At 69.4% G+C, this 12,722-nt stretch carries 11 protein-coding genes; all 11 read left to right on the top strand.

Features of this window, described 5'->3' with window-relative positions; translation table 11 throughout:
* Nucleotides 1-472: NADH-quinone oxidoreductase subunit C (locus tag VOI19_RS04135; RefSeq protein ID WP_323791688.1), on the top strand; the 472-nt coding region annotated here is incomplete at its 5' end.
* The gene (locus VOI19_RS04130; protein WP_323791687.1) at nucleotides 469-1,812 is read left to right on the top strand and encodes an NADH-quinone oxidoreductase subunit D; all 1,344 of its coding nucleotides are present in this window, start codon (nucleotides 469-471) and stop codon (nucleotides 1,810-1,812) included. The genes VOI19_RS04135 and VOI19_RS04130, both read left to right, overlap by 4 nt.
* Nucleotides 1,809-2,633, top strand: a complete 825-nt coding sequence (gene nuoE, locus VOI19_RS04125) for an NADH-quinone oxidoreductase subunit NuoE (protein WP_323791686.1) — start codon at nucleotides 1,809-1,811, stop codon at nucleotides 2,631-2,633. The genes VOI19_RS04130 and nuoE overlap by 4 nt, the downstream gene beginning before the upstream one ends.
* 11 nt (nucleotides 2,634-2,644) lie before the next feature.
* Nucleotides 2,645-3,958 (top strand): NADH-quinone oxidoreductase subunit NuoF, encoded by a 1,314-nt coding sequence (gene nuoF / locus VOI19_RS04120; RefSeq protein WP_416366319.1) that lies wholly within the window; start codon nucleotides 2,645-2,647, stop codon nucleotides 3,956-3,958.
* Between the two features lie 5 nt (nucleotides 3,959-3,963).
* Nucleotides 3,964-6,390: an NADH-quinone oxidoreductase subunit G gene (locus tag VOI19_RS04115; protein ID WP_323791684.1), complete on the top strand. Its 2,427-nt coding sequence runs from the start codon at nucleotides 3,964-3,966 to the stop codon at nucleotides 6,388-6,390.
* Complete coding sequence (gene nuoH / locus VOI19_RS04110) at nucleotides 6,390-7,682, top strand: NADH-quinone oxidoreductase subunit NuoH (RefSeq protein ID WP_323791683.1); 1,293 nt, start codon at nucleotides 6,390-6,392, stop codon at nucleotides 7,680-7,682. The genes VOI19_RS04115 and nuoH overlap by 1 nt, the downstream gene beginning before the upstream one ends.
* Entirely contained in the window at nucleotides 7,682-8,275 is a 594-nt protein-coding gene (gene nuoI / locus VOI19_RS04105) for an NADH-quinone oxidoreductase subunit NuoI (RefSeq protein ID WP_323791682.1), read from the top strand. The genes nuoH and nuoI overlap by 1 nt, the downstream gene beginning before the upstream one ends.
* The gene (locus VOI19_RS04100) at nucleotides 8,272-9,048 is read left to right on the top strand and encodes an NADH-quinone oxidoreductase subunit J (RefSeq protein WP_323791681.1); all 777 of its coding nucleotides are present in this window, start codon (nucleotides 8,272-8,274) and stop codon (nucleotides 9,046-9,048) included. Before nuoI ends, VOI19_RS04100 begins: the two co-directional genes overlap by 4 nt.
* Nucleotides 9,045-9,338: an NADH-quinone oxidoreductase subunit NuoK gene (gene nuoK, locus VOI19_RS04095; protein ID WP_323791680.1), complete on the top strand. Its 294-nt coding sequence runs from the start codon at nucleotides 9,045-9,047 to the stop codon at nucleotides 9,336-9,338. Before VOI19_RS04100 ends, nuoK begins: the two co-directional genes overlap by 4 nt.
* 13 nt (nucleotides 9,339-9,351) lie before the next feature.
* Complete coding sequence (nuoL, locus tag VOI19_RS04090; RefSeq protein ID WP_323791679.1) at nucleotides 9,352-11,277, top strand: NADH-quinone oxidoreductase subunit L; 1,926 nt, start codon at nucleotides 9,352-9,354, stop codon at nucleotides 11,275-11,277.
* Between the two features lie 112 nt (nucleotides 11,278-11,389).
* Nucleotides 11,390-12,722, top strand: a 1,333-nt coding sequence (locus VOI19_RS04085) for an NADH-quinone oxidoreductase subunit M (RefSeq protein ID WP_323791678.1), incomplete at its 3' end; no start/stop codon positions are given.

Genomic DNA, 12,722 nt, shown 5'->3' with positions numbered 1-12,722 from the left:
CGGCCCGTGGCACGTCGTGGTGCACCGCAAGGAGATCACCTTCCACGTGCGCCGTGAGGACCTCCTCGCCGTGATGCAGCTGCTGCGCGACGACCCCAAGCTCCGCTTCGAGCTGTCCACCGGCGTGAGCGGCGTGCACTACCCCGACGACAAGGGCGCCGAGCTGCACGCGGTCTACCACCTGCTCTCGATGACCCACAACCGTCGCGTCCGGGTGGAGGTCGCCGTCCCCGACGCCGACCCGCACCTGCCGTCGACGATCGCGATCTACCCGACCAACGACTGGCACGAGCGCGAGACCTACGACATGTTCGGCCTGATCTTCGACGGGCACCCGGGCCTGACCCGGATCCTCATGCCCGACGACTGGCCCGGCCACCCGCAGCGCAAGGACTACCCCCTCGGCGGCATCCCGGTCGAGTACAAGGGCGGCACCATCCCGCCGCCGGACGAGCGCAGGAGCTATTCATGACGACCGAGGACATGTACGCCGGCAGCACCGAGACCACCGACGGCAAGGTCTTCACCGTCAGCGGCCGCGACTGGGACGACATCGTCGAGGGCCTCAACGGCGCCGACGGCGTCGAGGAGCGGGTCGTCGTCAACATGGGGCCTCAGCACCCCTCCACGCACGGCGTGCTCCGCCTGATCCTGGAGATCGAGGGCGAGACCGTCACCGAGGCGCGCTGCGGCATCGGCTACCTGCACACCGGCATCGAGAAGAACATGGAGTTCCGCTCCTGGGTGCAGGGCACGACGTTCGTGACCCGCATGGACTACCTCTCGCCGTTCTACAACGAGGCGACCTACTGCCTGGGCGTCGAGCGACTGCTCGACATCGAGGACGACATCCCCGAGAAGGCCAGCGTCATGCGGGTGCTCCTCATGGAGCTCAACCGGCTCTCCTCGCACCTGGTCTGCATCGCCACCGGTGGCATGGAGATCGGCGCGCTGACCGTCATGACGATCGGCTTCCGTGAGCGCGAGCTGGTGCTCGACCTCTTCGAGCTGATCACCGGCCTGCGCATGAACCACGCGTTCATCCGCCCCGGCGGCGTCGCCCAGGACCTCCCGGTCGGGGCGCTCGACGACATCCGCGCCTTCATCGCCCTGATGAAGAAGCGGCTGCCCGAGTACGCCGCGCTGTGCAACGCCAACCCGATCTTCAAGGGTCGCCTCGAGGGCGTGGGCCACCTCGACCTCGCCGGTTGCCTGGCCCTGGGCATGACCGGTCCGGTCGTGCGCTCCACCGGCTACGCCTGGGACCTCCGCAAGACCGAGCCGTACTGCGGCTACGAGGACTACGACTTCGACGTCCAGACCTGGGACACCTCCGACTCTTACGGCCGCTTCCGCGTGCGCCTCAACGAGATGTGGGAGTCGCTGCGCATCATCGAGCAGGCCGCCGACCGCCTCGCCGGCCTCGAGGGCGCGCCGGTGATGGTCGCCGACAAGAAGATCGCCTGGCCCAGCCAGCTGTCCATCGGCAGCGACGGCATGGGCAACTCCCTCGACCACATCCGCCACATCATGGGGGAGTCGATGGAGGGGCTGATCCACCACTTCAAGCTCGTCACCGAGGGCTTCCGGGTTCCGGTCGGCCAGGCCTACGTGCCGGTCGAGTCGCCCCGCGGCGAGCTCGGCGCCCACGTCGTCTCCGACGGCGGCACCCGCCCGTTCCGGGTCCACTACCGCGACCCGTCCTTCACCAACCTGCAGGCGACCAGCGTGATGAGCGAGGGCGGCCAGGTGGCCGACGTCATCGTCGCGATCGCCTCCATCGATCCCGTGATGGGGGGAGTCGACCGATGACGCTGGACACCACGGTGCGCGCCGAGCTCGAGGAGATCGCGGCCCGCTACCCCGAGAAGCGCTCGGGCCTGCTGCCGATGCTCCACCTCGTGCAGTCGGTCGAGGGCAGGGTGACGCCCGAGGGCATCGAGCTGTGCGCCGAGATCCTCGAGATCACGCCGGCCGAGGTCAACGGCGTCGCGACCTTCTACACGATGTACAAGCGCAAGCCCGTGGGCGAGTACCACGTCGGCGTCTGCACCAACACGCTGTGCGCGGTGATGGGTGGCGACGAGATCTTCACCCGGCTCAAGGACCACCTCGAGATCGGCAACGACGAGACGACGCCGCCGGTCGAGGGGCGGAAGAGCATCACCCTCGAGCACCTCGAGTGCAACGCGGCCTGCGACTACGCGCCGGTGATGATGGTCAACTGGGAGTTCATGGACAACCAGACGCCCGACTCCGCGGTCCAGGTCGTCGACGACCTGCGTGCGGGCAAGGAGGTCACCTCCACCCGTGGCCCGCGCATCTGCAGCTGGCGCCAGGCCGAGCGCGTGCTCGCCGGGTTCCCCGACGGTCGGGTCGACGAGGGCCCCGCCGCCGGCGAGGCCTCCCTGCTCGGACTGCGGATCGCCGAGGAGCGCGGTTGGAGCGCTCCACGCGGCGAGCAGGACGACCCCACCGGCAACGGCGCCGACCCTGCCCCGGCTGTGCCGGAGGAGAAGGACGAGCGCCCGCAGGCCGCCCGCGAGGCCGACGACCAGCACGCCGAGGCTGCAGCGGTCGAGGCCGAGGATCCCGCCGACGAGACCGCGGCCGAGAAGAAGGAGGCGAAGTGACCATGGGCTCCGTGGACACCCTCACGCCCGTCCTCACCAAGGACTGGGGCACCGACCGCAGCTGGACCCTGCCGGTCTACGAGTCGCGCGGTGGTTACGCGTCGTTGAAGAAGGCGCTGACGATGGCGCAGGACGACATCATCGCCGCGGTCAAGGACTCCGGCCTGCGCGGTCGCGGAGGCGCCGGCTTCCCCACCGGCATGAAGTGGTCCTTCATCCCGCAGGACAACCCCAAGCCGAAGTACCTCGTCGTCAACGCCGACGAGTCGGAGCCGGGCACCTGCAAGGACACCCCGCTCATGATGGCCTCGCCGCACCTGCTGGTGGAGGGCGTGATCATCTCCTCGTTCGCCATCCGCGCCAACACCGCCTTCATCTACATCCGCGGCGAGATCCTGCACGTCATCCGCCGCGTGCAGGCCGCGGTCGCCGAGGCGTACGCCGCCGGCCACCTCGGCAAGAACATCCACGGCTCGGGCTACGACCTCGACGTCGTGGTCCACGCCGGCGCCGGTGCCTACATCTGTGGCGAGGAGACCGCGCTGCTCGAGGGACTCGAGGGTCGCCGCGGCCAACCGCGCCTGCGCCCGCCGTTCCCCGCCGTCGCCGGGCTCTACGCCTCCCCGACGGTCATCAACAACGTCGAGTCGATCGCGTCCGTGCCGAGCATCATCGAGCACGGCGCCGAGTGGTTCTCCGCGATGGGCACCGAGAAGTCCAAGGGCTACGGGATCTTCTCCCTCTCGGGTCACGTCACCAACCCCGGTCAGTACGAGGCCCCACTGGGCATCACGCTGCGCGAGCTCGTCGACCTCTCCGGCGGTATCCGCGCAGGTCACCAGCTGAAGTTCTGGACGCCCGGTGGCTCCAGCACCCCGCTGCTCACCGACGAGCACCTCGACCTGCCCCTCGACTTCGAGGGCATGGCCGACGCCGGCACGATGCTCGGCACCCGCGCCATCCAGCTCTTCGACGAGACCACGTGCGTGGTGCGCGCGGTGCTGCGTTGGACCGAGTTCTACAAGCACGAGTCCTGCGGCAAGTGCACCCCGTGCCGCGAAGGCACGTGGTGGTTGGTGCAGACGCTCGCCGCGATCGAGCAGGGCAAGGGTCAGGAGTCCGACCTCGACCTGCTCCTCGACCAGTGCGACAACATCCTGGGCCGCTCCTTCTGTGCCCTCGGCGACGGCGCGACCAGCCCGATCTCCAGCTCGATCAAGTACTTCCGCGACGAGTACCTCGCCCACCTGACGCACGGCGGCTGCCCGCTCGACCCGGCTGCCTCCACCGTCTGGGCCTCGTCCCTGACCCGCTCGGGAGCCTGATTTAGATGACGACCACCCCCGAGAAGGCCGCTGCCCCGGTCGAGACCGTCACCGTGACCATCGACGGCGTCCAGGTCGACGTCGCCAAGGACACGCTGGTGATCCGTGCCGCCGAGCAGATCGGCGTCCAGATCCCGCGCTTCTGCGACCACCCGCTCCTCGCTCCGGCCGGCGCCTGCCGCCAGTGCCTGGTCGAGGTGCCCGATGCCGGCAACGGCCGAGGGTTCCCCAAGCCGCAGGCCTCCTGCACGCTTCCGGTGGCCGACGGCATGGTCGTCAACACCCAGGCCACCAGCGAGGTGGCCGACAAGGCGCAGCAGGGCGTCATGGAGTTCCTGCTCATCAACCACCCGCTCGACTGCCCGGTCTGCGACAAGGGCGGCGAGTGCCCGCTGCAGAACCAGGCGATGAGCAACGGGCGGGGCGAGTCGCGGTTCGTGGCCTCGGGGTCGGGCGGCGTCAAGCGCACCTTCCCCAAGCCGATCAACCTCTCGCCGCAGGTGCTCCTCGACCGGGAGCGCTGCATCGTGTGCCAGCGCTGCACCCGCTTCGCCGAGGAGATCCCCGGTGACCCGTTCATCGCGCTCGTCGAGCGTGGGGCGCAGCAGCAGATCGGCATCGCCCCCGACGCCCCCTTCCTCTCCTACTTCGCGGGCAACACGATCCAGATCTGCCCCGTGGGTGCGCTGACCTCGGAGTCCTACCGCTTCCGCTCGCGTCCCTTCGACCTCGTCTCGAGCCCGGCCGTGGCCGAGCACGACGCGTGCGGCTCCGCCATCCGCGTCGACCACCGCCGCGGCAAGGTGATGCGCCGTCTGGCCGGCAACGACCCCGAGGTCAACGAGGAGTGGATCACCGACAAGGACCGCTTCGCCTTCACCTACGCCGTCGAGACCGACCGGCTGACCTACCCGCAGGTGCGTGACGCGGACGGCGTCCTGCGCCCGGCCTCGTGGCCCGAGGCCTTCACCGTCGCCGCCGAGGGGCTTGCCGCCGCTCGCAAGGCCGGGGGAGTGGGAGTGCTCACCGGCGGCCGGCTCACCGGCGAGGACGCCTACGCCTACTCCAAGTTCGCGCGCGTCGCGCTCGGCACCAACGACATCGACTTCCGCGCCCGCCCGCACAGCGCCGAGGAGGCCGAGTTCCTGGCCGCCCACGTCGTCGCGACGGGTCCTGAGGGTGGCGCCGTCACCTACACCGACCTCGAGAGTGCCGCGAGCGTGGTGCTGGTCGGGTTCGAGCCCGAGGACGAGGCCGGAGCGATCTTCCTGCGCCTGCGCAAGGCCGCCCTGCACCACCACACGCGGGTGCTGGGCATCGCGCCGTACACGACGCGTGGCCTGGCCAAGACCCACGGCACCCTGCTTCCCACCGCCCCCGGCGACGAGCCGGCCACGCTGGCCACGCTCCACGACCACGCAGCGCACGGCATCGACTCCACCTCGGTGATCCTCGTCGGTGAGCGACTCGCGACCGTGCCGGGCGCGTTGAGCGCCGTCGCGGCCCTCGCCGCCACGTCCGGGGCCCGCATGGCCTGGGTGCCTCGCCGTGCCGGTGACCGCGGAGCGCTCGAGACCGGCTGCCTGCCCACGCTCCTGCCCGGGGGCCGTCCGGTCGACGACCCGCAGGCCCGCGTCGATGCCGCCACCGCCTGGGGCGTCGACTCGCTCCCCGAGGCCGCCGGCCGCGACGGTGACGCGATCGTCGCCGCCCTCGGTGCCGGTGAGCTCGCGGGTGTCGTCATCGGCGGGGTCGACCCTGCCGACACCACCGACCCGGCCGCCACGATGGCCGCCCTCGAGCAGGCCGCGTTCGTGGTCGCGCTCGACCTGCGCGCCAGCGACGTGACCCGGATGGCCGACGTGGTCTTCCCGGTCGCGCCCGTCGTCGACAAGGCCGGCACCTACGTCAACTGGGAGGGGCGTCCGCGCACCTTCGAGGCCGTGCTCGGCAGCCCGTCGTCCCTGCCCGACCTCCGGGTCCTGGCCGGCATCGCCGAGGAGCTCGGTGCGCCGCTGGGCTTCCGGACCGTCGCCGAGGTCTGGAGCCAGATGGAGGACATGGGCCCGTGGGACGGCCCGCGCGCCACGATGACTCCGGTCCCGCCCGCGCCGTCTGACTTCGATGCCGACGGCCTGGTGCTCTCGTCCTGGAAGCAGCTGCTCGACCAGGGCACGATGCAGGACGGTGACAAGCACCTCGCCGCCACGGCTCGTCCGGCCATCGCCCGGGTCACCCGCACCCTCTTCGAGGCGGTCGGCCCCACCGTCACCCTCACCGGTGACCGCGGCTCCATCACGCTTCCCGCCGAGCCCGTCGACGACATGGTCGACGGCGTCGTCTGGGTCCCGCAGAACTCCAGCGGACTCGGCGTCCTGACCGACCTCGCACTGCCCGGGTCCCGGGTCACGATCTCCGGAGGCAACGCCTGATGGACACGATCGCCGGTTTCGGCACCGACCCGTTGTGGGTGGTGCTCCTCAAGGCAGTGATGATCTTCCTGATCCTCGTGCTGCTCACCCTCTTCAACATCTGGTGGGAGCGTCGGGTGGTCGCGCGCATGCAGCACCGCATCGGCCCCAACCGCAACGGCCCCGGCGGCTCGCTCCAGTCGCTCGCCGACGGCGCCAAGCTGATGTTCAAGGAGGACCTGACCCCCAAGAACGCCGACAAGCTGGTCTTCACCCTGGCCCCGATCCTCTCGGTGATCCCGGCGTTCGTGGCGTTCTCGGTGATCCCGTTCGGGCCCGAGGTGACGATCCCCTTCACCGACACCCAGACGCAGCTGCAGCTGACCGACATGCCGGTCGCGGTGCTGTTCGTGATGGCCGTGGCCTCGATCGGCATCTACGGCATCGTGCTCGGCGGCTGGTCGAGCGGCTCGACGTACTCCCTGCTCGGCGGCCTGCGCTCCAGCGCCCAGATGATCTCCTACGAGGTCGCGTTGGGGCTCGCCCTCATCGCGGTCTTCCTCTACGCCGGCTCCCTGTCGACGTCGGAGATCGTCGCTGCCCAGGACGACCTGTGGTTCGGGCTGATCCTGCTGCCGTCGTTCGTCATCTACTGCATCTCGATGGTCGGTGAGGTCAACCGCGCGCCGTTCGACCTCCCCGAGGCCGAGGGTGAGCTCGTGGGTGGGTTCCACACCGAGTACTCCTCGATCAAGTTCGCGCTCTTCTTCCTCGCCGAGTACATCAACATGGTCACCGTCTCGGCGCTGGCCGTGACGCTGTTCCTCGGCGGCTGGGACGCCCCGTTCTGGATCGACGAGGTCTGGGCCGGCGCCAACGAGGGCTACGTCCCGGTGATCTGGTTCCTCGGCAAGGTGCTCGTCTTCATCTTCTTCTTCATCTGGCTGCGCGGCTCGCTGCCCCGGATGCGCTACGACCAGTTCATGGACCTCGGCTGGAAGTGGCTCATCCCGATCTCGCTGGGCTGGATCGTCGCGGTCGCCACCCTGCGCCTTGCGCGCCTCGAGGGCTGGTTCAGCAGCGACAACGTGCCGATCATCATCGGCGTCGTCCTGGTGGCCTTCCTCGTGCTGTTCTTCTTCACCGGTGACGGCGACTCCGAGGACGAGGTCGTGGCCGAGGCCCCGGCCGCGGTCCCCGGTGGCTTCCCGACCCCGCCGATGCCCGCCGGAGGCGCCGTGCGCGGCGCCGCTGCTCCGCTCTCCTTCGAGCGCTCGACCCCCATGTCCACCGTGTCAGGAGAGGACACCTGATGGCAGAGCCCAAGACCTTCAAGGAGCAGTTCATCGACCCGGTCGCCGGGTTCGGTGTCACGTTCCGCACGATGTTCAAGAAGGTCGTCACCGAGCAGTACCCGGACGAGAAGTTCCCCACCGCGCCGCGCTTCCACGGCCGTCACCAGCTCAACCGCTGGCCTGACGGGCTGGAGAAGTGCGTCGGGTGCGAGCTGTGCGCCTGGGCGTGCCCGGCCGACGCCATCTACGTCGAGGGCGACAGCAACTCCGATGCCCCCGACGGTGAGCGCTTCAGCCCCGGCGAGCGCTACGGCCGCGTCTACCAGATCAACTACCTGCGCTGCATCCTGTGCGGGCTGTGCATCGAGGCGTGCCCGACCCGGGCGCTGACGATGACCAACGAGTACGAGCTGGCCGACAACAACCGCGCCGACCTCATCTACGAGAAGTCCGACCTCCTCGCCCCGCTGCTGCCCGGCATGGAGCAGCCGCCGCACCCGATGCGGCTCGGCGCCGACGAGGCCGCCTACTACCGCAACACCTACTCCGCACCCGAGGCCCTGGTCACGACCGCGGCAGCCGCACCCACCGGACAGGAGGACGACGCATGATCGCCTTCTGGACCCTCGCACCGGTGATGGTGCTCGCCGCCCTCGGGCTGCTCGTCGTGCGCAAAGCCGTGCACGCGGCCCTGCTGCTCGCGGTCGTGATGATCTCGCTGGCGATCCAGTACGCCGTGCTGGACGCCCCGTTCCTCTTCGCGGTGCAGATCATCGTCTACACCGGCGCGATCCTGATGCTCTTCCTCTTCGTCGTGATGCTGGTCGGCGTCGACTCCTCCGACTCGGTCGTCGAGACGATCAAGGGCCAGCGCGTCATGGCTGCCACCACCGGCCTGCTCCTGGGCCTGGTGCTGGTCGTCGGACTCGGTCAGCTCGCCCTCGGCACCGCCACGGGCCTCGACGAGGCCAACGCTGCCGGCAACATCGAGGGCCTGGCCGACCTGCTGTTCTCCCGCTACGTCGTGATCTTCGAGCTCACCGCGGCGCTGCTCATCACCGCTGCGCTCGGCGCGATGGTGCTCGCCCACCGCGAGCGCCTGACCCCCAAGCTCTCGCAGGCCGACACCGCCGCCAAGCGGGTGCGCGACTACGCCGAGAAGGGCACCCACCTCGGGCCGCTGCCGGCCCCGGGCGTCTACGCCCGGCACAACGCGGTCGACACCCCGGCGCTGCTGCCCGACGGCACCGCTGCCGAGGACTCGATCTCGCGGACGCTGGCCGCTCGCGGCACCGTCCGCTCGGCCCCGGCGATGGCCGACGACATCGAGGAGCTCAAGCGTCAGCTCGGGCTCGACGAGCACGGACGGGAGTCCGACCAGTGACCGAGTACATCGTTCTCTCCGCGATCCTCTTCACCATCGGATCGGTCGGCGTCCTCGTGCGACGCAACGCGCTCGTGGTGTTCATGTGCGTCGAGCTGATGCTCAACGCCTCCAACCTCGCGCTCGTCGCCTTCGCCAAGCAGAACGGCAACCTCGAGGGGCAGGTGGCGGCCTTCTTCGTGATGGTCGTGGCCGCTGCCGAGGTCGTCGTCGGGCTGGCGATCATCATGACCATCTTCCGCACGCGTCGCTCGGCCTCGGTCGACGACGCCAGCTTGTTGAAGTTCTGAGGTTGAGGGACTGATGTACGTACTCGAGACCGGGGTCATCCCCGTGGTCACCCCCGAGAGCGCCGGCGGCGCCTTCTCGCTGCTGTGGCTCGTCATCGCGCTCCCGCTCGCCGGCGCAGCGATCCTGCTGCTCGGCGGACGCCGTACCGACAGGTGGGGCCACTGGCTCGGCACCGCGATGCCGATCGGCTCGTTCCTGCTGTCGCTGATCCTGCTCGTCCAGCTGCTCGGTCGTGACGAGGAGGAGCGCCAGATCGGCCAGGAGCTCTACGACTGGATCCAGGTGGGCGGCCTCGACGTCGGCGCCGACCTGCTCTACGACCCGCTCGCCGCGCTGTTCCTGCTGCTCATCACCGGCGTCGGCTCTCTCATCCACGTCTACTCCATCGCCTACATGGAGCACGACCCGCGCCGGCGCCGGTTCTTCGGCTACCTCAACCTCTTCATCGCCGCGATGCTGACGCTGATCCTCGCGGCCAACTACGTCGTGCTGTTCCTCGGCTGGGAGGGCGTGGGCCTCGCCTCCTACCTCCTGATCGGCTTCTGGCAGCACAAGCCGACTGCGGCGGCCGCCGCCAAGAAGGCCTTCGTCATCAACCGCGTGGGCGACATGGGCATGGCGACCGCGATCTTCCTGGCCTTCGTCACCTTCGGCACCACCGACTTCGCCGGCATCAGCGCCCTCGCCGCCGAGGCGCCGGAGGGCACCATGACGGCGCTCGGTGTGCTGCTCCTCGTCGGAGCCTGCGGCAAGTCCGCCCAGGTGCCGCTCCAGGCGTGGCTGCTCGACGCGATGGAGGGCCCGACCCCGGTCTCGGCCCTCATCCACGCCGCCACCATGGTCACCGCCGGCGTCTACCTGATCGTGCGCTCCAACTTCATCTTCGAGAACGCCCCGGTCGCCCAGACCTGCGTGGTCGTCGTCGCCGTCGTCACGCTCTTGTGGGGCGCGGTCATCGGGTGTGCCAAGGACGACATCAAGAAGGCCCTCGCCGGCTCCACGATGAGCCAGATCGGCTACATGATGCTCGGCGCCGGCCTCGGCCCGGCCGGTTACGCGTTCGCGATCTTCCACCTCATCACCCACGGCTTCTTCAAGGCCAACATGTTCCTCGGTGCCGGCTCGGTGATGCACGCGATGGACGACGACGTCGACATGCGCCACTACGGCATGCTCAACAAGGCGTTGCCGGTCACCTTCTTGACCTTCGCGATGGGCTACCTGGCCATCATCGGCTTCCCGGGCTTCTCCGGATTCTGGTCGAAGGACAAGATCATCGAGGCCGCGATCGCCGAGAACTGGCTGATCGGCATCGCCGCGCTCGTCGGCGCCGGCGTCACGGCGTTCTACATGACGCGCCTGATGATCATGACCTTCTTCTCCGACAACCGCTGGCGCAGGGGAGTGCACCCGCACGAGTCGCCCAAGCTGATGACCGTGCCGCTGATCGTGCTGGCCGCGCTCTCGGTCCTCGGTGGCCTGCTGCTGGTCAACGGCTGGATCGTCCACTGGCTCGAGCCGGTCACCGGCCCGGAGCCCGAGCACGACCTGCCGCTCCCGGCCCTGGTCATCACGCTCACGGTCACCCTCGTGGTCGCCCTCGGTGTGTTCGTCGCCTTCAAGATGTTCCAGCAGCGCCCGGTGCCCGACACCGCGCCCAGCGACGTCCCGTTCGCGGTCAAGGCCGCCCGCGCCGACCTCTACGGCGACACGATCAACGAGACCCTGGTGGTCCAGCCGGGCCGACGCCTCGTCGGCGGGCTGCTCACCTTCGACCGTGGCGGTGCAGACGGTGCCTTCATGGGCTCCGGCAGGTCGATCGCCGCCATCGGTGGTCAGCTGCGCAAGCTGCAGACCGGCTACGTCCGTTCCTATGCACTCTCGGTGCTCGTCGGCGTCCTGATCGTCGCCCTGGCCATGTTGGTGGTTCAGCTCTGATGTCTCCCCACGACCTTCTTCGCCTCCTCCGCTTCGCTCCTCCGACGAACAACGCCGCGGGGACCCCGGAGTCCTACGGACGACTGACTGCGACGCCGGAGGCGACCTGCTGATGCTTACGACACTCATCCTCGTCCCGCTCGTCGGGGCCCTCCTGGTGGCGGCTCTGCCCGCTGCCCACAGCCGTGCGATCGCGCTGGTCGTCACCGCGGCCACGCTCGTCCTCGGCCTCACGGTCGCCGTCATGTACGACGTCGACGGCGGCATGCAGCTGACCGAGCAGGTCTCCTGGATCGGCGCCTTCGGCGTCAACTACGCCCTCGGCGTCGACGGACTGGGGCTGCTCCTGGTCCTGCTCACCGTCGTGCTGGTCCCGATCGTGCTGGTCGCCGACTGGAACGCCGGCGACGAGAGCCCGCGCTCCTTCTACGGCTGGGTCCTGGCGCTCGAGGCACTCTCGCTCGCGGTCTTCCTCGCCACCGACGTGTTCCTCTTCTACGTCGTCTTCGAGGCCACCCTGATCCCGGCGTACTTCCTGGTCGCCGGCTTCGGCAAGGCCGAGGCGAGCGTGCGCAGCGCCACGGCGCAGAAGTTCCTCATGTTCCAGCTCGGCGGAGGGCTCGTGCTGCTCGGCTCGGTGGTCGGGCTGTACGTCGTCTCCTCGCAGGAGGGGACCCCGTCGTACCTCCTCTCGGACCTGATGGCCCTCGACATCGACCAGACCGCGGGCCGCTGGCTGTTCCTCGGCTTCTTCATCGCCTTCGCGATCAAGGCGCCGCTGTTCCCGGTGCACACCTGGCTGGCCGACACCACCGAGCGGGCGACGCCCGGCACGAGCGTGCTGCTCGTGTGCGTGCTCGACAAGATCGGCACCTTCGGCATGCTGCGCTTCTGCCTGGGGATCTTCCCCGAGGCCTCGCAGTGGGCGACGCCGGTCGTGGTGACCCTCGCGGTCATCTCGATCATCTACGGCGCCTTCGTCGCGATCGGCCAGGACGACGTCCTGCGCCTGATCGGTCTGACCTCGCTGAGCCACTTCGGCTTCATCACCCTGGGCATCTTCGTGTTCAGCAGCCAGGGCGGCACCGGCTCGATCCTCTACATGGTCAACCACGGCCTCGGCACCGCGGCGCTGTTCCTCGTCGCGGGCTACCTCACCAAGCGCCGCGGCACCCAGCTGATCTCCGAGATGGGCGGCATCGAGAAGGCCACGCCGATCCTGGCCGGCCTGCTGCTCGTCGCCGGTCTCGCCACGCTCGGCCTGCCCGGGCTCAGCCCGTTCGTCTCCGAGTTCCTGGTGCTGCTGGCCGCCTTCGACTACGCCTGGTGGGTCGGTGCCTTCGCGGTCACCGGCATCGTCCTGGCCGCGATCTACGTCCTGTGGATGTATCAGCGGATCATGACCGGCCCGACGCCCGCCGACGTCGAGGCCACGCCCGACGGCA

This window comes from Nocardioides sp. (genome assembly GCF_034670285.1).
Classification (GTDB): domain Bacteria; phylum Actinomycetota; class Actinomycetes; order Propionibacteriales; family Nocardioidaceae; genus Nocardioides.
This window is presented reverse-complemented; position numbering and strand designations above follow the sequence as displayed.